General features: G+C 59.9%; 22 protein-coding genes and 3 tRNA genes. 10 read left to right on the top strand and 15 right to left on the bottom strand.

All coding sequences use genetic code 11. From position 1 onward, the window contains the following. Positions 1–13 precede the first annotated feature (13 nt). Positions 14–901, top strand: a complete 888-nt coding sequence (galU, locus tag AC2EBU_RS11875) for a UTP--glucose-1-phosphate uridylyltransferase GalU (protein WP_484610641.1) — start codon at positions 14–16, stop codon at positions 899–901. Between the two features lie 42 nt (positions 902–943). Here galU and AC2EBU_RS11870 read toward each other — a convergent pair whose 3' ends face one another. Beyond that, positions 944–1171, bottom strand: a complete 228-nt coding sequence (locus AC2EBU_RS11870) for a sulfurtransferase TusA family protein (RefSeq protein WP_484610640.1) — start codon at positions 1169–1171, stop codon at positions 944–946. 189 nt (positions 1172–1360) lie between these two features. Beyond that, a complete protein-coding gene (gene cysM / locus AC2EBU_RS11865) occupies positions 1361–2263 on the bottom strand; it encodes a cysteine synthase CysM (protein ID WP_484610639.1) in 903 nt (300 codons plus the stop codon). Between the two features lie 39 nt (positions 2264–2302). Between cysM and AC2EBU_RS11860 the strand changes: the two genes are divergently transcribed. Further along, positions 2303–2387 (top strand) — tRNA-Leu (locus AC2EBU_RS11860). 96 nt (positions 2388–2483) lie between these two features. Here the strand turns inward: AC2EBU_RS11860 and AC2EBU_RS11855 are convergent. Together AC2EBU_RS11855 and AC2EBU_RS11850 are read right to left on the bottom strand one after the other, a co-directional pair. Further along, positions 2484–2783: an H-NS histone family protein gene (locus tag AC2EBU_RS11855; protein WP_484610638.1), complete on the bottom strand. Its 300-nt coding sequence runs from the start codon at positions 2781–2783 to the stop codon at positions 2484–2486. A 110-nt stretch (positions 2784–2893) separates the two neighbouring features. Beyond that, positions 2894–4192, bottom strand: coding sequence for a hemolysin family protein (locus AC2EBU_RS11850; RefSeq protein ID WP_484610637.1), 1299 nt, complete (start codon positions 4190–4192; stop codon positions 2894–2896). A gap of 36 nt (positions 4193–4228) precedes the next feature. Here AC2EBU_RS11850 and AC2EBU_RS11845 point away from each other — a divergent pair, with 36 nt between their 5' ends. Further along, on the top strand, positions 4229–5062 hold the full coding sequence (locus AC2EBU_RS11845; RefSeq protein ID WP_484610636.1) for a symmetrical bis(5'-nucleosyl)-tetraphosphatase: 834 nt from the start codon (positions 4229–4231) through the stop codon (positions 5060–5062). On the opposite strand, the gene AC2EBU_RS11840 is transcribed toward AC2EBU_RS11845, so the two are convergent. After that, positions 5063–6484, bottom strand: a complete 1422-nt coding sequence (locus tag AC2EBU_RS11840) for a DEAD/DEAH box helicase (protein ID WP_484610635.1) — start codon at positions 6482–6484, stop codon at positions 5063–5065. A 121-nt stretch (positions 6485–6605) separates the two neighbouring features. Next, positions 6606–7466, bottom strand: a complete 861-nt coding sequence (gene ypfJ, locus AC2EBU_RS11835; protein ID WP_484610634.1) for a KPN_02809 family neutral zinc metallopeptidase — start codon at positions 7464–7466, stop codon at positions 6606–6608. A gap of 41 nt (positions 7467–7507) precedes the next feature. Here ypfJ and pcp point away from each other — a divergent pair, with 41 nt between their 5' ends. Continuing rightward, positions 7508–8173: a pyroglutamyl-peptidase I gene (gene pcp / locus AC2EBU_RS11830; protein ID WP_484610633.1), complete on the top strand. Its 666-nt coding sequence runs from the start codon at positions 7508–7510 to the stop codon at positions 8171–8173. 72 nt (positions 8174–8245) lie between these two features. Here pcp and hemW read toward each other — a convergent pair whose 3' ends face one another. From hemW to AC2EBU_RS11805, 5 genes are read right to left on the bottom strand one after another with little or no spacing between them, the layout of a single operon-like run. Continuing rightward, the gene (gene hemW / locus AC2EBU_RS11825; protein ID WP_484610912.1) at positions 8246–9424 is read right to left on the bottom strand and encodes a radical SAM family heme chaperone HemW; all 1179 of its coding nucleotides are present in this window, start codon (positions 9422–9424) and stop codon (positions 8246–8248) included. Between the two features lie 41 nt (positions 9425–9465). Further along, positions 9466–10065 (bottom strand): RdgB/HAM1 family non-canonical purine NTP pyrophosphatase, encoded by a 600-nt coding sequence (gene rdgB / locus AC2EBU_RS11820; RefSeq protein WP_484610632.1) that lies wholly within the window; start codon positions 10063–10065, stop codon positions 9466–9468. Between the two features lie 43 nt (positions 10066–10108). Next, complete coding sequence (gene rph / locus AC2EBU_RS11815) at positions 10109–10837, bottom strand: ribonuclease PH (RefSeq protein WP_484610631.1); 729 nt, start codon at positions 10835–10837, stop codon at positions 10109–10111. Between the two features lie 30 nt (positions 10838–10867). Next, a complete protein-coding gene (locus AC2EBU_RS11810; protein WP_484610630.1) occupies positions 10868–11761 on the bottom strand; it encodes a PP2C family protein-serine/threonine phosphatase in 894 nt (297 codons plus the stop codon). Next, on the bottom strand, positions 11758–12765 hold the full coding sequence (locus tag AC2EBU_RS11805) for a serine/threonine protein kinase (RefSeq protein ID WP_484610629.1): 1008 nt from the start codon (positions 12763–12765) through the stop codon (positions 11758–11760). Before AC2EBU_RS11805 ends, AC2EBU_RS11810 begins: the two co-directional genes overlap by 4 nt. Before the next feature lie 90 nt (positions 12766–12855). Here AC2EBU_RS11805 and AC2EBU_RS11800 point away from each other — a divergent pair, with 90 nt between their 5' ends. From AC2EBU_RS11800 to AC2EBU_RS11785, 4 genes are all read left to right on the top strand, one after another. After that, the gene (locus AC2EBU_RS11800) at positions 12856–13788 is read left to right on the top strand and encodes a YicC/YloC family endoribonuclease (RefSeq protein WP_484610628.1); all 933 of its coding nucleotides are present in this window, start codon (positions 12856–12858) and stop codon (positions 13786–13788) included. Next, a complete protein-coding gene (gene gmk, locus AC2EBU_RS11795; protein ID WP_484610627.1) occupies positions 13785–14441 on the top strand; it encodes a guanylate kinase in 657 nt (218 codons plus the stop codon). The genes AC2EBU_RS11800 and gmk overlap by 4 nt, the downstream gene beginning before the upstream one ends. 37 nt (positions 14442–14478) lie before the next feature. Further along, positions 14479–14679 (top strand): DNA-directed RNA polymerase subunit omega, encoded by a 201-nt coding sequence (gene rpoZ, locus AC2EBU_RS11790; protein ID WP_484610626.1) that lies wholly within the window; start codon positions 14479–14481, stop codon positions 14677–14679. 147 nt (positions 14680–14826) lie between these two features. After that, positions 14827–17067: a RelA/SpoT family protein gene (locus tag AC2EBU_RS11785; RefSeq protein ID WP_484610911.1), complete on the top strand. Its 2241-nt coding sequence runs from the start codon at positions 14827–14829 to the stop codon at positions 17065–17067. Here the strand turns inward: AC2EBU_RS11785 and greB are convergent. The 4 genes from greB to hrcA form a co-directional block, all read right to left on the bottom strand. Then, positions 17064–17621 carry a transcription elongation factor GreB gene (gene greB / locus AC2EBU_RS11780; protein ID WP_484610625.1) on the bottom strand — a complete coding sequence of 186 codons (558 nt, stop codon included), beginning with the start codon at positions 17619–17621 and terminating at the stop codon, positions 17064–17066. The genes AC2EBU_RS11785 and greB overlap by 4 nt on opposite strands. A 69-nt stretch (positions 17622–17690) precedes the next feature. Next, positions 17691–17767 (bottom strand) — tRNA-Arg (locus tag AC2EBU_RS11775). A gap of 39 nt (positions 17768–17806) precedes the next feature. Continuing rightward, positions 17807–17883, bottom strand: a tRNA-Ile gene (locus tag AC2EBU_RS11770). A gap of 41 nt (positions 17884–17924) precedes the next feature. After that, on the bottom strand, positions 17925–18929 hold the full coding sequence (gene hrcA / locus AC2EBU_RS11765; protein ID WP_484610624.1) for a heat-inducible transcriptional repressor HrcA: 1005 nt from the start codon (positions 18927–18929) through the stop codon (positions 17925–17927). 28 nt (positions 18930–18957) lie between these two features. On the opposite strand from hrcA, the gene AC2EBU_RS11760 reads away from it, so the two are divergent. Next, a complete protein-coding gene (locus AC2EBU_RS11760) occupies positions 18958–19854 on the top strand; it encodes an NAD kinase (protein ID WP_484610623.1) in 897 nt (298 codons plus the stop codon). Between the two features lie 2 nt (positions 19855–19856). Continuing rightward, complete coding sequence (gene recN / locus AC2EBU_RS11755) at positions 19857–21497, top strand: DNA repair protein RecN (RefSeq protein WP_484610622.1); 1641 nt, start codon at positions 19857–19859, stop codon at positions 21495–21497. Positions 21498–21500: the final 3 nt, after the last annotated feature.

Below are 21500 nucleotides of genomic sequence, written 5' to 3'. Positions count from 1 at the left end.
CTATGCTCAACCTATGACTTCGACCGACACGATCCACACTGCGGTATTCCCTGTTGCTGGACTGGGAACCCGATTTCTGCCGGCAACCAAAGCGTCGCCCAAGGAAATGCTGCCGGTTGTCGACAAGCCATTGATTCAGTACGCGGTAGAAGAAGCCTACGAGGCCGGTATTCGGCATATGGTGTTCATCACGGGCCGCAGCAAACGCGCCATCGAGGACCACTTTGACACCGCCTACGAGCTGGAGCACGAACTGGAAAATGCGGGGAAAACTGATTTGCTGGCCGTCGTCCGCTCGGTTCAACCGGATGACATGGCCGTCAGTTACGTGCGCCAGCACCGCTCCCTTGGGCTGGGTCACGCCGTCCTGTGTGCCGAACCCTTGGTCGGGCGCGTGCCATTCGCGGTTGTTCTGGCGGACGATTTGATGACCGGTCCAAGGGGAGAGCCCGGGGTACTGTCGCAGATGGTCAAGGCCTACGGTCGGACAGGCCGTTCCTTGCTGGCGGTTCAAGAGGTCCCGGCTGATCAGGTTCGGCGCTACGGCATTGTTCAGGGCGCGCCCCACACCGAACAGATGCTCCGGCTGGAACGTGTCGTCGAAAAACCCACCCCCAACGAGGCGCCGTCCCGCCTCGCGGTCGCCGGACGATACATCCTGACCCCGCGAATATTTGACGAAATCCGCATCCAGCCCCGTGGTGTCGGTGGAGAGATCCAGCTCACTGACGCCATTGCCCGGCTGATTCACCACGAGCCGGTCTACGCGTTCCAATACAGCGGAAAACGCTACGACTGTGGAAGCAAAGAGGGGTTTCTCGAAGCCACCGTCGAAATGGCCCTGAGGCACCCCCAGGTGGGCACCCACTTCAAAACCTATCTTTCGACGTTGCGGCTCTGATTGGCTGCTCGGGAATGCGCCAGTGTCCGAGATCGCCCCCCGTCAGCGGCGGCGTAGCACGTGAATGAACTCACTGTCGCCGGTCTGCTGATCGACAAGGTCATTTCCAGTTTGTTTGGCGAAAGCCTGAAAGTCACGAACCGAGCCACCATCGGTGGCAACGACCCTGAGCAACTGACCGCTGTTCATCTCAGCCAGCGCTTTCTTGGCTTTGAGAATAGGGAGCGGGCAGTTCAAGCCACGGCAGTCAATCTCTTTGTCGATGTTCATCCGGCGTTTCCATTCGTTTGCGCCCGATTCTAATCATGGACCCATCATCGCGCTGACATATCACGGCATCGTCCTGCGCCACGCCGAACCCCCTCGGAGAAAGCGCCTGGTGGCACCAGCGCAGGCGCTCTGCCGAGCTATCTGCGGCGAACCGAATCCTGTGTGCGGAAAAGGGTTGCTTCGGCGCTCTCACGCCGGGAAAACTCCAGTCGAAAGATAGCGATCCCCTCGATCGCAGACCACAAAAACAATCGTCGCATTTTCGACCCGACGGGCCAGATGAAGGGCCACCCAGCAGGCGCCCGCCGCCGATATTCCGGCAAAAAGCCCCTCCTCACGCGCCAGTTGTCGGCAGGTTTCCTCAGCATCCGATTGCGATACGTAGACCAGTTCGTCGACGGCGGACGGATCGTAAATGCCAGGAAGATACTCCGGTGGCCACTTTCGGATACCCGGAATCCGCGAACCGTCCTGAGGCTGAGCTCCGATTATGCGAATGTCCGGATTGCGTTCCTTGAGATATTTCGCAACGCCAGTAATGGTACCGGTGGTGCCCATGGCACTGACAAAATGGGTTACCTGACCCTTGGTTTGAGCCCAGATCTCCGGACCGGTGGTTTCATAATGAATGCGGGGATTGTCGGCGTTGGCGAACTGATCCAGTACATGTCCTTTCCCGTCGCGAGCCATTTTTTCCGCGAGGTCGCGCGCATATTCCATGCCCCCACTTTTCGGAGTGAGGATCAGTTCGGCGCCGAACGCTTTCATCGTCTGCGCCCGTTCGATCGAAAGATCCTCTGGCATGATCAGAATCATCCGATACCCTTTGATTGCGGCGGCCATTGCCAACGCAATTCCGGTATTGCCCGAAGTGGCCTCGATCAAGGTGTCGCCCGGGCGGATCTCACCACGCTCCTGCGCCCTGCGAATCATGGACAACGCGGGACGGTCCTTGACCGATCCGGCCGGGTTGTTTCCCTCCAGCTTCCCCAGCAGAACATTGCCTCGTTCCTTGCAGTCATTGCGGCCCATTCGCTGCAATGCCACCACCGGGGTGTTGCCAATGGCTTCTTCGATCGTCGGATAGTTCATGGACCACACTGTGCCATAATTCATGCTGTCACCGACACCGCCGGAGTGGTGAAATTGGTAGACGCAGGGGACTCAAAATCCCCCGCCGCAAGGCGTGCCGGTTCGATTCCGGCCTCCGGCACCAGAAAAAACCCCCACAGTGCTTGCGCTCTGTGGGGGTTCTTTTTTTGGTGCTTTGCCGGTCAATGAAGGGCGGCGCTACGATCAGGCGAGAAATTCATCACGCGATGGTGAACTCCGTCCGGTCTTTGCCGGCAATCCATTTCGGCGGCTTGCCGCGACCCGTCCAGGTTTCACCCGTGGCTGGATTACGATACTTTGGCGCCACTTTCTGGCCTTTGGCGCCACCACTGCTCTTTACACGGACGGCGGTGGGGAAAACATCCTGAGCGCTCAAACCGAATTCCGCGACCAATGCACGTACTTGTGAAACGGCCTGGCTGATCTCGCGTTCACGGGCCTGGGCAATCTGTGCCTCAAGGGCTTCACGTTGCTTCAGCAAATCCTTGTAACTGGTCATGGTTAAAAACCTCTGATAATCAACATAGGGATTGAATATACCCGATTTCCTTGCTTGAGCATCAGGAAATAACTCGCCGGCTGTCGCCAGCGCGGTACAAAGAACGGAAATTATTCCGGATTCAAACGACGAACATGGATTCGATCAATTCGCCGGCCTTCCAGAGCCAATATCGAAAATTCCAATCCGGCGCAAATCACCTTTTCATCCGCTTCGGGAAGGCGCCCCGTGACAGCCATCAGCAATCCCGCAACCGTGTTGTAGCGTCCCTTGTCTTCATCGGGTAACTCGGCCTCAACCTGAAGGCGCGCTTTCAGCTCCGACACCGGCATCAGACCGTCAACGATCCAGGTTCCGTCGTTTTGCGGGGTGGCCCACGCGTCGACGGGAGCATCCGGCTGCAGTTCCCCGGTAATGGCTTCCAGCAGATCCCAGGGGGTGAGCAACCCTTGCACGACACCGTACTCATCGACGACAAAAACCATGCGCCCGGTTCGTTCCCGCAGTTGTTCGAGCAATTCCATTCCGCTGAGGGTTTCCGGAACAAACGTCGCGGGCGTGGCCTCCGACTCGATCGCGCCAACATGGCCGGGCCCCAAACCCAGAAGCCTGGACATGGCGATGATCCCCACCACATCGTCCAGCCCCCCTCGACAGACCGGATACCAGGAGTGGGCGGCCTGGGCATCCTTCTGGACAATTTGCTGCAGGCATTGGGCAACGGATTTGCCAGCGTCCAGCCAGTCAATTTCACTGCGGGGAATCATCAGTGACGTCAGTGGCCTATCGTCAAGGTGGAAAACGTTGCGTACCATCCGGTGCTCGTGTTCCTCGATCAGACCGGCATCAACACCTTCTTCCAGACTGGCAGCAATTTCTTCGTGCGTGACCTGCCGACTACCGCGGGTGTCGATCGCCATCAGGCGAAGTACGCCGTGGGTGCTGAGCGCCAGCAGGCGTACAAACGGTCGGGCGACAGAGGCGAGCCAGACCATGGGCCGAGCGACCCACCGCGCGACCAGTTCCGGGTGCAACTGACCAATTCGCTTGGGCACCAGTTCACCGAAAATGATCGTGACGAAAGTGATGACAGTGACCACCATGGCCGTCGCGGCGACGGCCGAGACCGCTTCGGTCATTCCTAACCCCTGCAGCCACGCGCCGAGGCCGTCGCTGAAGGCGGCCTCCCCGACGATGCCGTTCAGTACGCCGATGGACGTAATGCCCACCTGTACCGTGGATAGAAACTGAGTGGGATCTTCCAGCAACTTGAGTGATGCGGCCGCGCCCTTGTCGCCTGCTTCGGCCATCGCCGTAAGCCGTGCCTTGCGGCTCGATGCGAGCGCCAGCTCCGACATCGCAAACACGCCGTTGAGCAGGGTCAAGAAAACAATCAGTAAGACTTCCATCCGTCACCGCGGCTGAACCGCGTAACAATCGACACCATGGCACTGTACTGCATCGGCGATATTCAAGGCTGCGACGCGTCGCTGGAGAAATTGCTGCAAGAAATCGGCTTTTCGCCAAGCTCCGATACGCTGTACGTGCTGGGCGACCTGGTCAACCGCGGTCCCGCGTCGGCTCAAGTTCTGCGCCGGTTGCGCAATCTGGGCAGCGCCGCCAGGTGCCTCTTGGGCAATCACGACCTCCACCTGCTGGCGATCGCCTATGGCACCCGCAGAGCACACCCGCGCGACACGCTGGCCGATCTGCTCGCGGCGCCGGACCGGCTGGCATTGATCGATTGGCTGCGCCACCAGAACCTGGCCTTGTACGACGCAGGGGTGCTGATGGTACATGCGGGTGTTTTGCCGGGTTGGACTGTGACCGACACGCTGGCACTGGCCACCGAGGTGGAAAACACGCTGCTGAGCTCCGACATCAGCCGGTTTCTGGCGCAAATGTACGGTAACGAACCGAGCCGCTGGGACGTCGATCTGGACGGGATCGACCGCTTGCGGGTTATCGTCAATGCGTTGACGCGGCTGCGGTTTTGCACACCCGACGGAACCATGGAATTTGCCAGCAAGGAGGGCGCCGGCCACCATCCCGCGGGTTACATGCCCTGGTTTGACGTTCCCGGACGGCGGACTCAGGACGTGACCGTCGCCTTCGGCCATTGGTCCACCCTGGGATGGCTGGCGCGCAGCGACGTTTACTCGCTGGACTCTGGATGCGTCTGGGGTGGTTGGTTGAGTGCGCTCAGGCTCGACCCCCGCGGTGACCACGAACTGATACGGGTCCGATGCCCCCAGGCCCAGCGACCAGGCGCCGAGTGATCAGTCGCCCGGCTTGAACAGCGCGGCAACCTTGCGTTTGGTCTTGATGTTGCTGGAGACGCCGGGTCGAGGCGCATTCGTCCTGGACGCCGACTCCCATGTTGGGGTCGCCTCGACTTCGCTGGCCTCGTAAGGTTGGGAGAAAAAAGGGTCGACCGGAGCAGAACTCCGGCGCGTAGGCCGCACGGTGCGCGGGAGCGGCGTTTCCTCGATGGCATCGCGTGGGTCGTCACCACCCCAGGCACGACGGCCGGTATTGATACGTCCACGCGGACGGTCTTCCTCGAACTCGAAGGCCTCCAGCTCCACCTTCTTGCGAATGAGCTTTTCAATGTCGGCAATCAGCCGGCTGTCGCTCGGGGAGACCAGTGTGACCGCCAGGCCGGACGCGCCAGCCCGTCCGGTACGGCCAATGCGGTGGACATAGTCTTCCGCGTTGAAGGGAACATCAAAGTTGAATACCGCCGGAACGTCCTTGATATCCAGGCCTCGGGCAGCCACATCCGTGCAGACCAGAAGGTCGACCTCACCCCGTTTGAACGCATCGAGCGCCTTGAGACGTTCGTCCTGGCTCTTGTCGCCATGGAGCGCCGTAGTGTTCAAGCCCTCACGCTCAAGGCTACGGGCCAGTCGCGCGCAACCGAGCTTGCTGTTGACGAAAACGAAAGCCTGTTTGAGTTCACGGGCACGCAGGATCTGGCGGACCAGACGCCGTTTGTCGTCATCGCCAACACTGTAGAAACGCTGTTCGACGGTTGCCGCCGTTTCGTTGGGACGCGCCACTTCGATCGTGATCGGGTCCTGCAGGTAGCTTGCGGCCAGGCGTTTTATTTCCGGTGAAAAAGTTGCCGAAAACAACAAAGTGGTCCGCTGCTTGGGCAAAAAGGACAGGATGCGCTGCAAATCGGGCAGGAAACCGATGTCAAGCATCCGATCGGCCTCGTCGAGCACCACATATTCCACCTGGTTGAGGACCGCGTTCTTGGCCTCAATGTGGTCCAGCAACCGGCCCGGGGTCGCCACAAGCACTTCGACGCCTCTTTTCAGTTCAGCGGTTTGCGGCTTCATGTCGATACCGCCGAAAACCACCGCGCTGCGCAACTGCGTGTATCGCGCGTAAAGCTTGACCTGTTGGGCAACCTGGTCGGCCAGTTCCCGCGTCGGCAGCAAAACCAGTGCGCGAACCGGGTGCCGCGCCGGCGACGTCGAACTGCTCTCATGTTTGAGCAAGCGCTGCAGGAGGGGCAACGAAAACGCGGCCGTTTTTCCGGTACCGGTCTGGGCTGCGCCCATCACATCCTTGCCCGTCAGCACCACCGGAATGGCCTGTGCCTGGATCGGCGTCATGGATTCGTAGCCCATTTCGGCTACGGCTCGTGCCAGCGGCTCAGCCAGCGAAAGTTGGGAGAAAGAGGCGTTCATCAAGTCTGTATTGTCTCACCCGGTGGCACGTTGTCTGCCAAAAGGACGCCCGACGCCCGGTGACCGGTCCCATTTTGATAGCTGATAACGACCTTTTCGCGCTGGGTATTGCCAAAAAACACTACAAAGTCCTCGCGCTGAAAGTGTCGCAAGCCTTGACGTTGCCCTGTGTGAGCCCGTTATTGAACCAGCGCTGCCGTTGGGCGCTGGTGCCGTGCGTGAAACTCTCAGGCACCACGGCCCCGCCTTGCGCCCGCTGCAAGGCGTCATCGCCGATGCGCGCTGCCGCATTCATCGCTTCTTCGACGTCGCCCGTTTCCAAGACTTGCCGGGCCTGATGTGCGTGGTGGGCCCAGATGCCCGCAAAGCAGTCCGCCTGCAGTTCCAGCCGAACCGACAGTTTGTTGTATTCCGCCTGGCTGACGCGGCCGCGCAGCTGATCGAGCTTGCCGGTGATGCCCATCAGGTTCTGGACATGGTGACCGACCTCGTGGGCGATAACGTAAGCTTGGGCGAAATCGCCCGGGGCCCCCAGACGGTTGCGCAGCGTCTCATAAAAACTCAGATCGATGTAGACCCTCTGGTCCCCCGGACAATAAAAAGGCCCCATGGCGGACTGTCCGGTTCCGCACGCAGTCGGCGTCGCCCCACGGAACAGCACCAGTTTGGGCTCCTTGTAGCGGGTCCCCGCCTGGGTAAACAGTCCGTTCCAGACGTCTTCCGTGTCGCCCAGCACCGTCGAAACAAAAGCCGCCATCCGGTCATCCGCCGGCGGACGCTGCGCGGGCGCCTTCTGTACCTGTGCCGCAGGATCGCCGCCCAGAACGCCGAGAATGGTCATCGGATTGATGCCAAACACCCAGCCACCGATGAGCGCGATCACAATGGTACCCACGCCAATCCCGCGACCGCCAACCGTCCTCCCGACGGACCCACGGCGATCCTCGACGTTGTCGGACTGGCGGTTTCCTTCCCATTTCATGGGCACACTCCCGTGCTCGCGCACCTGTTGAATTGACTACGATGGTATTGCTTTCTGAGCCCCTCAGCCAGCCGGTGGTGCTCCTTACCGGGTTCGACCCGTTTGCCGGCGATCGCCGCAACGCCAGCTGGGCGGCCGCCAGCATCTTGCACGGTCGGGTAATCAACGGCCATCGCGTCATCGCACGGCAGTTGCCGACCACCTTTTCTGGGGCAGCACCCGCCCTGATGGAGGCGCTGGATCGCTTCCGACCCGCACTGGTACTCTGTGTCGGCCAAGCGGCCGGGCGCGCCGCCATCGGCGTCGAGCGGGTTGCGGTGAACTGGGTTGATGCACGCATTGCCGACAATGCTGGCGACCAGCCCGCCGACTGCGCCGTGATCGCCGGAGCACCCACTGCCTATTTCTGTACCGTCCCTGTGAAGGCCATCGTGGCGGCGCTGTGTGCGGATGCCATACCAGTCGATGTTTCCATGTCGGCCGGCACCTTTGTCTGCAACCATGTCTTTTTTGCCTTGATGCACCGGCTGGCCACCAACCCACCGCAGCGCGGCGCACGCGGCGGCTTCCTTCACGTACCATCGCTGCCGGAACAGGGGCAGCCTGCCCTTGCACTGGAGCGCACGGTTGCCGGGCTGAAGTTGGCCATTACCGCGTGCCTGACCCAGGGTGACGACATCCGACGCCCTGGAGGTACCCTGCATTGATACCGTCTCAATCTTTCGCAGCAGACCATCCGTCAGGGCCGCTGCGCCTGGGCACGCCCGGACGAGGCCGCTTCAATCAGGCAGAAACAGGCTCTGCAGGTCGCTGAGGAAGTCGAATCCCCGCGGAGTTGCCCATACCCGATCAAGATCACGCTCGATCAGCCCTTGCTGCTCGGCCTTTTGAAGCGGGGACCGGATAACCGAGAGAGGCTGCCCGGTGCGCTCGGCGAAGTCCCGCAGGGAAAAGCCGTCCTTCAGCCGCAGCGCGTTCAACGCATATTCGAAGGACAAGTCGCGGCGGGACACCTCGTTTTCCTGCGCCAGCGGCTCGCCAGCCAAGGCCTGATCCATGTAGCGGCGCGGCTCACGCCAGCGAACCTGACGCATGACCCGATGCGGAAAGCTCAGTTTTCCATGGGCGCCCGCACCAATGCCGAGGTAGTCTCCGAACTGCCAGTAGTTGAGGTTGTGGCGGCACTGCTGACCCGCCCGCGCATACGCCGAAACCTCGTAGCGTGCGAGACCGGCATCGGCCGTCCGCGCGGTGATGTGGTCCAGCATCGACCACGCGGCGTCGTCCTCCGGCAACTCGGGCGGCTGCGACGCGAACACCGTATTGGGTTCGATCGTCAGGTGGTAGATCGACAGATGGGGGGGCGCAAAAGACAGCGCCATGTCGAGATCGGCGTCCAGGTCGGCCGGGGTTTGGCCGGGCAGCGCGTACATCAGGTCAAGGTTGAAAGTCGGAAAGTGGGCTGCGGCTTCGGCCAGCGCCTCCATCGCCTGCTTGCGGTCATGAACCCGCCCCAGGGCCTGCAGGTGTCGGTCGCTGAAGCTTTGCACTCCGACTGAAAGGCGGGTAACGCCAGCCTGGCGAAATGCCCGGAAACGGTCCTTCTCAAAGGTACCGGGATTCGCCTCCAGCGTAATTTCACAGTCCGGCTCCAGCGGCAGACGGGCCCGAATCGCGCCAATCAGCCGGTCAATGGCGGCGGGCGAAAACAGGCTGGGCGTGCCCCCGCCCAGGAACACGCTGTAGACCGGACGCCCCCAGACCCACGGCAGGCTGGTTTCAAGGTCTGCGATGAGGGCGTCGACATACCGCTGCTGCGGCAGCGCGTCGTTCGTGTCCAGGCCCCGAAATTCATGGGAGTTGAAATCACAATACGGACACTTCTTCAGACACCAGGGCAGGTGCACGTAGAGCGACAAGGGCGGCAGCGAAGGCAGCTGCAGCAGGCCCGGGCGCATGTAATCGGTGATGTCCGGCACATCAGGTCCGCAAGGCCGGTTCAGAGCCAATGCTCACGCATCAGCCCGACCATCGCCCGGGCGGCACGGCCGCGATGGCTGTGCGCGTTTTTCACCTCGGTGGGCAATTGGGCGAACGTCTGGCCGAATTCGGGGATGAACATGACCGGATCAAAGCCAAAGCCGTTGCTGCCTGCAGGCTCCCGGGCAATCAGGCCCCGCACCCGGCCGACAGCGACCAGCGGCTCGGGATCGTCCGGGTGACGCACCGCGACCAGCGTACTGACCATTGCAGCCCGGCGGTCTGAGTTGCCGCTCATCTGTTCCAGCAGGGCGCGGACATTGTTGACATCACCTTTCTCATATCCGAATTGTGTGGCGTAGTACGCCGTGTTCACACCCGGCAACCCGCCGAAGGCATCGACACACAGGCCGGCGTCGTCGGCGAGTGCAGGCAGTCCGGACAGCCGCGCCGCGTGGCGCGCTTTGGCCAGAGCGTTTTCTATGAAGGTGTGAAACGGCTCATCCGCTTCCGGGATGCCCAGATCCGCCTGCGGCAGCAGATCGACACCGAGCGGCGCCAGCATGGCCTGCAGTTCCGCCAATTTGCCCCGATTGTTCGATGCAAGAACAATTTTCATGAAAATATGCCGATACCCAGCGTAAAAAGGTATTCTATTGCTACTATTTCAGTAGTGATTCCTTTTGCAAAATAACGAGTTCCGCAATACCTTTTTCAGCCAGTGCCAACAATCGGTCCATTTCCAGGCGCGAGAAAGGCACCCCTTCGGCCGTCCCTTGCACTTCGACATAGCTGCCCGCGCCCGTCATGACGACGTTCATATCGGTGTCACAGGCAACATCTTCGGTGTATTGCAAGTCCAGCAGCGGGACCCCTTCAAGAATGCCGACCGAAATGGCAGCCACATGATCGGTGATCGGTGACCGGGTCAGTTTGCCCTGTACCAGCAGCCAATTGACGGCGTCCTGTGCGGCGACAAACGCACCGGTGATGCTGGCGGTACGAGTGCCCCCGTCGGCCTGAAGGACGTCGCAGTCCAGATGAATGGTCCGTTCGCCCAGCGCTTTGAGGTCAAACACCGCACGCATCGATCGACCGATCAGCCGCTGGATCTCCTGGGTCCGACCGCTTTGTTTGCCACGGGCAGCCTCGCGGTCCCCCCGGGTGTGGGTGGCGCGGGGGAGCATGCCGTATTCCGCCGTGACCCAGCCCTCGCCACTGCCGCGTTTGTGCGGTGGCACCTTGTCTTCGACCGATGCGGTGCAGAGCACCCGGGTATCGCCGAACTCGACCAGAACCGAGCCCTCGGCATGAATGGTAAAGCCCCGAGTCAATCGCACAGGTCGCAGTTGATCGGGCGCACGACCGCCGGAGCGGACAAAGTCGGTCATCGGATATCCCAGTTAAGAGTCGGCAGACGATCATCCCCGCCGGGCGGCGGAGCGACGGATGGCCTCGTTGATTTCGGCAATGGAGCGCTCAATGGACTCTTCGTCCAGGTCGTCATGCAACGGGTCCGGCACACCCGACTGAATGGTCGAGGCAAAAACACCGTCACTGATGCTGTCGGTCGAGATGCCGCGGGTGGATTCGAAAACATCCGGGGTTTCCCATTCCATCGCCAGAACGGTCACGTTGTCGCTGCGCGGACCGGCAGTACGAAGTGCACTTTCGACCAGCTCGGGCACGGCCGATGAGACCGGATAGGCACTCAGCTGCTTGACGATCTCCGAATCGTCGACCACGCCCCACAGACCGTCGGAACACAACAGCAGTTTGTCGCCGTTTTGCAAGGTCACGGGGCCGCTGAAATCCACCACGGGTCGGGTTGGCGATCCCAGGCAGGTGAAAAGGACATTGCGATTGACGGCGTTCAGCCCCGGCTGCTGGTGTTCGGCGTAAGAGTGATCGCGAGTGCGCTTGTAGAGCAAACCGTCGCGCACAAGGTACAGCCGGGAGTCTCCGCAATGAATCCAATGCGCCACGCCGTTTTGCAGCAAGACCGCAACGAGGGTGGTCCGTGGCGTATCCAGCATGGCGCGCTCACCGGCATACCGAATGATCTGGTGATGCGCGGCCATCAGACTGTTGCGCAGAAAGTTCTCGGCATCGCCGACAACGGGCTGGGCTTCGCGCTGAAATCGCGCCGAGAGAATCTGCAGCGCCAGCTGTGCCGCCACCTCACCATCCGGGTGACCGCCCATGCCATCGGCAAGGACGAAAAGGCCCGCCTCCCGCGTGTAGCAATAGCCCATGCGGTCTTCGTTCTTCTCTCGTCCACCCTTTCGGCTGACCTGGAAAACGGAGAATTTCATTTGGCTTTCACTCCCGGACCCGGGGCCTTGCGGGCTGTGCCGCGGGTATCCGAGAGAATATTGTCAAACTGCAGCCGGACCTTCTCACCGACCGAAAGCTTCGTGTACCGCCGCTCGCTTTCTCGGCTGAGTTCTTTCTGCAGGGCAAATACCGACTGGGGACGTGACAACGGATCCAGCGACATGCACCACTCCACCACCTCGATCAGGTTGTCCGAATAGACGGCCCGCAGGCGTGCCAAAGAGAGGGACAACCGGTCCTTTTCCAGGCGCTGCGGTGCGTCGTTGGGCGGAAAGCCCTGCATGCACGCGTACATGCAAGCGCCGATCGCGTAGATATCGGTCCAGGGGCCCATGGACGCATCGCGCCGGTACATCTCCGGCGCAGCAAATCCCGGGGTGTACATCGGACGGATGAAATTGCCTTCCTTGCTCAGCACCTCTCGCGCTGCGCCAAAGTCGATCATGACCGCCCGGTTGTCGTCCGTGATGAAAATGTTCGCTGGCTTGATGTCCAGGTGCAGCATCTTGTGCTGATGCACGATCCGCAGTCCGCGCAGGATTTCGTCATAAAGAGACCGGATCGTGGACTCACGGAATACCTTCTCCTTCTTGAGATCTCGTGCCGTGATGATGTAGTCCTGAAGGGAGGCGCCTTCCAGGTAGTTCATCACCATGTAGACCGTCTCGTTCTCCCGAAAGAAATTGAGAACACTGACCACCGAAGGGTGGGATATCTGCGCAAGCGATCGACCCTCTTCAAAGAAGCTCTTGAGGCCAAGCCGGTACAGCGAGAGCTTTTCCGGTTGAATGACCGGCATCAGTTCACCCGCCCCCCGCGTCGCCAGGGAAGAGGGCAGGTATTCCTTGATCGCGACCTGCTGTCCGTCGTTATCTACGGCCAGGTAAACAACCCCAAAGCCGCCCGCCGCCAGCTTCCTGACGATGCGGTATCCACCGATGACCGTATCCGGCGGCAGGGGAGCTGGTTTGACCTTTGACATAATTTGGGCTGGATTGAATGCATCCCGCAGACAGTGGGCGCCATCGGGAACGGTGGATAGCTCTCCCCTCCCCCACCTCCAAAGGACTCCATGCCAGTTTACAGCATGACCGGTTATGCCTCTGTGCAAGGCCAAGACGCGGAGACGGGGCCGGGCGAGGACTCTCGCGCTGGTCGTCCAGCGACGCGGTTCGGGCTCGAAATCCGCTCGGTCAACAGCCGCTTCCTGGACTTGAACTTCCGGCTCCCCGACGAGTTGCGCCAACTGGAGCCGGAGTTGCGCGGTTTATTGGCCGAAAAACTCCGTCGGGGCAAAGTGGAATTGCGTATTGCGGCGGAAGCACTCGGGGCGGAGTTGCCCGCCGAACCCAGTCCCCGGGTGCTCCAGCGCTTGGCCGCCCTGCAGGACACGGTTCGGGCCTGGATTCCCGATGCCCAGCCAGTCGGCATGGCCGACATCCTGAGATTTTCTGCGGCCACGAAGCAGCCCGCGAGCGACGCTGCCTCCTGGCTGCTTCCTGTGGCGCGGCAACTGATCGACCGTTTCCAGGGAACCCGCGCTGCCGAGGGCGAAAAGCTGGCCCGCATGGTCATCGAACGCGTCGCCGACCTGCACCAACTCGTCGAAAAGGCCAAGCCGCTGGTGCCCCAGTTGGTCGACTTGCAGCGCACGCGCTTTCTTCAGCGCTGGAACGATGCCATGTCGGCGGCAACCGGCGACAACGCGGCATCTGGTAGCTCCAATGCCTCCATGGAACGTGCCCTGCTCGAAGCCACGGCCTATGCGATTCGTATCGATATTGCGGAAGAAATCGACCGCCTCACAGCCCATCTTCAAGACATCGAAAAGCTGGTGAAAGAGGGGGGTGCGATCGGCAAGCGGCTGGATTTTGTGATTCAAGAGCTCCATCGGGAAGCCAACACACTGGGCTCCAAGTCCGGATCGCTGGAACTGACGCGAATTTCGGTCGAAATGAAGGTTCTGATCGAACAGATGCGTGAACAAGTACAGAACATCGAATGAACTCCACCGACCGACCGCCTCTTCACCCGCAAACCGCCTATCCTGGCAACCTGTTTGTCGTAGCCGCCCCCAGCGGCGCCGGAAAGTCCAGCCTCGTCAAGGCATTGCTTGAGCTCGATTCGCGTGTCATGCCCTCGGTCTCCCACACGACCAGGGCTCCCCGGGGCCAGGAGAAGCATGGACGAGAGTACTTTTTTGTGTCCAAAGGCGAATTCGACGCCATGATTGGGGCGGACGGGTTCCTCGAATGGGCTCATGTGCATGGCAAGCAATATGGAACGTCACGGAAAGCGGTGGAAGACCGCATCGCTTCCGGCGCCGATGTGATCTTGGAGATCGACTACCAGGGCGGCTTACAAATCAAGCGACTCTTCAGCAATGCGGTACTCATCTTCATTCTTCCCCCGAGCTGGGACGAGTTGAGATCACGGCTTGAGCGACGGGGAGAGGACGCTCCAGAGATCATCGAAATGCGCCTGCGCAATGCGGCGGAGGAGCTGGCGCAGGCTCACCACTTCGACTTCGTTATAATCAACGAACTTTTTGAACGGGCGCTCTTCGACCTCAAGGCTATCGTCCATGCGCAGCGTTTGCGCTATCAAACACAGGTGAACGCGCGCCCTGAAACTTTCAAGGCTCTTGGAATCCTCTGAAGTCTTCTGCCCTCCGTGACAACCTGAAGCGATAACTATGGCCCGCATTACCGTTGAAGACTGCCTGCAACAAATTCCCAATCGCTTCCAGCTGGTCCTCGCCGCCACCTACCGGGCCCGCATGCTGAGCCAGGGACATGCCCCCCGGATTGAGAGCCGCAACAAGCCGGGCGTCACGGCGCTCCGCGAAATCGCTGCCGGCAAAGTTGGTCTGGAAATGCTCAAGAAAGTGCCTTGAAGCCCTCGCGTTGACATACGCGGTCGAAGAAGCACCGAAACGGTGCTTCTTTCTTTTGGGCCTATGACTTTTTTGCCCGACAGGCGCTACAGTTGGGCCATGACTGTTGGCGAACTCCCGAACCGCTCATCTCCGGCCACCGGTGCCATGGGGACATTACAGGTCGCTCTGCCCGAAACAAAGGCCGACGCGGCCATGGCTGCAGCGGCCAGTTTTGCAGGCCTTGTCGCTCGACTCGACTACCTGGGCCCCGATGATGTAGAGCTCGTCCGGAGAGCCTACCGGTTCGCAGATGAGGCCCATCTGGGCCAGATGCGAAGCAGCGGCGAGCCCTACATCACCCACCCTATCGCGGTAGCGGTCCAATGTACCGACTGGCGACTGGATGCCCAGGCCTTGGCTGCCGCATTGCTGCACGATGCGATGGAGGACTGCGGCGTCACCAAGACCGACCTGATCGACCGATTCGGCGCCGCAATTGCCGATCTGGTGGATGGCCTCACCAAACTTGACAAGTTGCAGTTTGACACCCGTGAGGAGAACCAGGCCGAGTCCTTTCGAAAGATGCTCCTGGCCATGGCGCGAGACGTTCGGGTGATTCTTATCAAACTGGCCGATCGCACTCACAACATGCGGACCATGGACAGCATGCCGCGCCCGAAGTGGGCCCGCATATCCAAAGAAACGATCGAGATCTTCGCCCCGATTGCGCACCGCCTTGGCCTGAACCAGACCTATCGCGAACTCCAGGACCTTGCCTTCAAGCACCTTTGGCCTTGGCGCTACCGCGTTTTGTTCAAGGCTGTCGTGCGCTCCCGCAATCGCAGACGCGACCTGATTCAAAGGGTAAAGAGTGATGTGGATGCCTCATTTGGACGTTCCAAAATGGGCGTGCGTGTATCCGGACGGGAAAAAACCCTGTATTCCATCTACCGGAAGATGGCAGACAAGCACCTGACTTTTGCCCAGGTAACCGACATTTACGGCATCCGACTTGTTGTTCCGGAAGTTATCGATTGCTACACGGCGCTGGGAATACTGCACCAGATGTACAAACCCGTTCCGGGGAAATTCAAAGACTACATCGCCATTCCGAAAGTCAATGGCTATCAGTCGCTTCACACAACGGTGGCTGGGCCGTCCGGGATCAATATTGAATTCCAGATTCGAACCGAGCCCATGCACCTGGTCGCCGAGTCGGGGGTAGCCGCCCATTGGCTCTACAAGTCCCATCCTGGCCATTCCGGTCCAAACAATGATCGCCTGGGCTCACAATGGCTTCAATCCCTGCTGGACATACAAAATGAGACACGGGATGCTGCGGAGTTCTGGGACCACGTCAAAGTTGACCTGTTTCCCGATGCGGTTTACGTTTTCACGCCCAAGAGTCAGATCATGGCGTTGCCACGCGGCGCGACCGTGGTTGACTTTGCCTACGCCATTCACAGTAACGTGGGCGACCGGACTTCGTCAGCCAAGATCAATGGCGAGCCCGTTCCCCTGCGAACAGAACTCAAGAACGGTGACGTCGTCGAAATCATTACGACCGCGGTGTCGACTCCAAACCCCGCATGGCTGAGCTTTGTCAAAACGGGGCGGGCTCGCTCGAAGATCCGCCACCACCTCAAGAGTCTTGCCCAAGTTGAATCTGAGCAACTCGGCGAAATTTTGCTGACCCAGGCGCTCCGGGCGGAAGGCATCGATGGTTTGCCAGCACCATCATCGGACACCCACGATCTGTGGGAACGACTGCTACGATTCACCGGGAATCGCGACCAAGCCGAATTGCTGACAGATATTGGCCTGGGCAAACGTGTCGCGATCATGGTGGCGAGAAAGTTTCTTTCTCTGATGTCGGAGAGCGGTATTCGACCCAATACGGTGCTGCTTTCGACCGAACGCTTCACCGCACATGAAAAGGTATCCCAAGGCGCAGTGATCCTGGACGGAACCGAAAACGCGTCGGTCAAATACGAGGTGTGTTGCCGCCCTGTTCCTGGAGATGCGATTGTCGGCTACATGGGTCGAGGCGAGGGACTTTCCGTTCACAGGGCAGAATGCCCGGTGGCCCTCCGCCAAAAGCAAAGAGACAGCGAGCGGTTTCTGTCCGTGGAATGGGCAGACGAACCCAAACGGACCTTTGAGGCCGGTATCCGCATCACACTGAGCAACGGGAAAGGGGTGCTCGCAAGGGTCGCAGCCGCAATAGCCTCGGCGGAAGCCGACATCACCCACCTCGACATGGGGGACGAATCGGCGCAGGCGACAACCGATCTCCGCTTCATTGTCGCCGTCCACGATCTGGCACAACTGGAGGCGGTCCTGCGTAGTGTCCGCAGGACACCATCGGTCGTACGCGCCATTCGAATCATGCCGCCGGCAGCTTAGGGCTCCGGGGTCGGATAAAGCACTTCAATGATCTCTAGCGTCTGCTGGCCGCCGGGAGTCGACACTCGCACGGTATCGCCGACTTGCGCCTTGAGCAATGCCGACGCAACGGGCGATATCCAGCTGATTTCGCCGCTGAGACTATCAAATTCGTCAACCCCCAAAAGGGTGACGCTGCGTCGGTGACCACTTTCATCCTCATACAAAACCCGGGCGCCGAAAAAAACCTGATCCCGACCGAAATGGACACTCGGATCCACGACTTCGGCGGCTTGCAATCGCTTGGTCAAAAAGCGTATTCGACGGTCAATCTCTCGAAGCCGCTTTTTTCCGTACAGGTAGTCGCCGTTTTCGGATCGGTCTCCGTTCCCGGCCGCCCAATGAATGGTTTCGACCAATTTCGGCCGCTCATCGTCCAGAAGAAGCTTGAGCTCGGCATGAAGGCGGCGATAACCTCGAACAGAGATGTAATTTCGCCCTACGCTCAAGGGCCCAACGGCGGCAAATGCATCGTCATCCTCTTCGGTATCGTTTCGAACGAAAGCCTTGTTCACACTACACGCCCCTGAAAAGCAAAATGGCCCACCGCAATAAGCAGTGGGCCATGAGGCAAAAGCGAAATTTGGCGCGGCTGGCAGGATTCGAACCCACGACCCCTTGGTTCGTAGCCAAGTACTCTATCCAACTGAGCTACAGCCGCAACAGAAAGGAATTATAGCATCTTGAAGTCGACCAATACTGGTAGGGCGTGTTGGACTTGAACCAACGACCAAAGGATTATGAGTCCTCTGCTCTGACCAACTGAGCTAACGCCCCCTGAAAAAACCTCGACCTTTCGGCCGCGATTGTACGCACCCCTATTTGGAACGGCTGAGCGCGTTGCTGACCATCTTCGAGGTAATGTCTACGATCTGGATCATCCGGTCATAGGGCATCCGCGTTGGCCCGATGACTCCTAAGGTGCCGACGATCTGCCCATCTATCTCATAAGGGGCGCTCACAACGGACAACTCCTCGACAGGCACCACCTGACTTTCGCCCCCTATGTAGATTCGAACCCCCGGTGCCTCGGTCGAACCATCCAGAAGGCGTATCAACTGGGCTTTTTGTTCGAACAGATCGAAAGCCCGCTTCAGATGGCTCATGTCACTCGTGAAATCACTGACGGCCAACAGGTTTCGTTCGCCCGAGATGATGATCTCATCCTGGCCTTGTTGCATGACTTCGGAGCCAACCCGTACTGCGGCACGCATCAATTGCCCGATCTCGCTACGGAGAGTTTCCGCCTCTTTGGCAAGTCGTTCGCGAACCTGCTCGATCGCCAGTCCGGCGAAGTGCTGATTCAGATAGTTGCTTGCTTCCACCAGGTGCGACGGCAGATAGTCGACATCAGTGAAGATCACCCGGTTCTGAACATCACCTTCCGGCGAAACGATGATCAGCAAAACTCTCCGTTCTGACAGCCTCAGAAATTCGACATGCCGGAATTTCGATGAGCGCCGCGGCGTAAGCACCACACCGACGAAGTGGGAAAGATTTGACAGCATATGCGCTGCGTTGGCGATCACCCGTTGGGGTTGATCTGGTTCCAACTCAGGCGTTTCGAGTAGTTCCTTATGGACAGTCAGCATGGTATCGACAAAGAGCCGATACCCTTTGGCTGTCGGAATACGTCCGGCCGAGGTGTGAGGACTGGCGATCAAACCCAGATCCTCCAGATCGGCCATCACATTGCGGATGGTCGCTGGCGAAAGCTCCAGCCCGGACGCTCTTGACAGCGTTCTGGAGCCGACAGGCTGCCCGTCAGCGATGTACCGCTCTACGAGAGACTTGAGTAAGGACTTGGCCCGTTCGTCCAGCATGGCCGGATTTTAATGATCTAATCTCCAAATGGATTGCAGGTTTCACCTTGTCGGACTGGTCGGAAAGTATCAATCCTCCGGTTCTTCGGCCCACGCGCTGATCGTCCGGCAGGTCGTTGAAGAACTTGCGCAGTTTCTTTCGCGCGAAGGTTGTGAAGTCTTCATTGAGCGTGATACCGCCTCCAGCACGGGTCTGGCCCAGTTCACCACGATCGACGTGAAGCAGATAGGGCGGCAATGTGATCTGTGCCTGGTTGTCGGCGGCGACGGGACCATGCTCGGGATCGGCCGGCAACTGGCGCCGCACGGGGTACCACTCATTGGCATCAACCTGGGTCGACTCGGATTCATGACCGACATCCCGTTCGACCGTTACCAGGAAATTCTGCGACCGATGCTCAGGGGCTTCTACGAAGAGGAGTCGCGATCGCTGATTCATGGCAGCGTGATTCGCGACGGGCGCTGTGTATTCGACACACTGGCGATGAATGAGGTTGTCGTCAACCGCGGCGCAGCGTCCGGCATGGTGGAGTTGCGCGTTGAGGTTGATGGAAGATTTGTCGCGAATCAGCGGGCAGACGGCCTGATCGTATCGACACCCACCGGATCAACCGCCTACTCTCTGTCTGCTGGCGGTCCGATACTGCATCCCTCGATTCCGGGATGGGTTCTGGTGCCAATCGCGCCGCATACGCTGTCGAATCGACCGATTGTGCTGTCTGACGACACCGAGATCACCATTGAAATTGTGGCCGGCCGTGATGCCAGTGCGAGCTTCGACACCCAAACCATCGCGTCGTTGCTACATGGCGACCGCGTCACCGTAAGACGCTCTGTACATCGGGCACGCTTCCTGCACCCGCGCGGCTGGAGTTACTTCGACACCTTGCGAAACAAACTGCATTGGAATGAAGGAGGCTCCTGACCGTGGCGTTGCTGTCTGTCACCCTTCGCGATTTCGTGCTGGTCAGGGAGCTCGAAATCGACTTCTCTGCGGGTTTCACGGTCCTGACCGGTGAGACCGGGGCCGGGAAGTCACTGCTCATCGACGCCCTGCAGTTTGTGATGGGTACGCGAGCCGATGCGAGCACCATCCGCACTGAGGCCGAACGCTGTGACGTCTGCGCTTTGTTCGAACTTTCGCCATTGCACCAGGAACGCCTGCTGGAGTTTGCGGCGGATGAAACGGAGCTGTTGTTGCGACGAACGATGGACAGGAATGGTCGCAGCAGGGCATGGATCAATGGCGTTCCCGCAACCGCATCCCAGTTGCGGCGCATCGGGGACGTCCTGGTCGACATTTATGGGCAGCATTCCTGGCAAAGCCTGGAGCGCGCCGAAACCTGCCGTGGCCTCCTGGATTCGTATGCCCAACTGGACACTGGCGAGCTATCCGCCACATGGCGACGCTGGAGGGATCGTGCCGGCGCCCTGGTGGAGGCGCAAACCTCACAGGACAAAAGGAGGGACGACAGCGCGCAACTGGAATGGCACCTTGCCGAACTGGATCGTTTGGCTCCCGCCGTGGGTGAGTGGGATCAACTGCAGCAACAGCACAAGCGACAAAGCAGCGCCCAAGACCTCCTGGAAACAGCTCATCGCTCCCTCGCGCTGCTCACCGGCGAGCCGAGCGGTGCCCTGACCCAGATCGCCCGCGCTCGACAGCTCTTGCAAACCCGAGCCGACGTCGAGCCGGAATTTGCGATGCTGAGCCGCGAGTTGGACGGCTGCCTTGCCGTGATCGGCGAGGTCAACCGCACCTTGCAAGCCTATGGACAGCGGGGCGACCTTGAGCCCGAGACGCTCCAGCAGCTCGACCAGCGCATTTCCGCCTGGATCAGCCTGAGCCGCCGTCATCGGGTGCCGCAGGAACAGTTGCCGGAATTTCACGCGAAATTGAAAGAGCAACGCCTGGCATTGGACACCGCATTGGATCTTGATGCCCTTGGCCGAGCCGAACGTGCCGCCTTTGCCGATTGGCATATGCAGGCGCAACGTGTCTCTGCCGTACGTAAGGCCGCTGCGCTGCGTCTGGAGAGTTCGGTATCCACCAGCATTCGCAGTCTTGGCATGATGGGCGGGCGCTTTCAGATTGAACTGAAGACACTGGATGCCCCGGGTGAAAACGGTCTTGAGGAGGTGCGGTTCCTGCTTTCCCCTTACCCAGAGGGGGACATGCAGACCCTGGGCAAAATTGCGTCTGGCGGTGAGTTGTCACGTATCGCTCTCGCAATCGCGGCCTGCACCAGTCAGCTGGGAGTCGCCGGGACATTGATTTTTGATGAAGTTGATACCGGGATCGGTGGCGCAGTTGCAGAGCGAGTGGGCAGATTGCTACAGCAACTCGCCGCAGACCGGCAGGTTTTTGCCATCACTCATCTGCCACAAGTCGCATCAAAAGGCGCCCGACACATCGTCGTCCGTAAGGTGTCCACCGACAACGCGGTAGTCAGCCAGATCGACTACGTCGACGGCGAGCAAAGGGTGCGGGAAATTGCCCGCATGATCGCCGGCGAGCAGATAACCAATGCATCGCTGAATCACGCTTCGGAGCTGTTGTCGACCTGAGAA

Source organism: Curvibacter sp. T50 (genome assembly GCF_057219955.1).
This window is presented reverse-complemented; position numbering and strand designations above follow the sequence as displayed.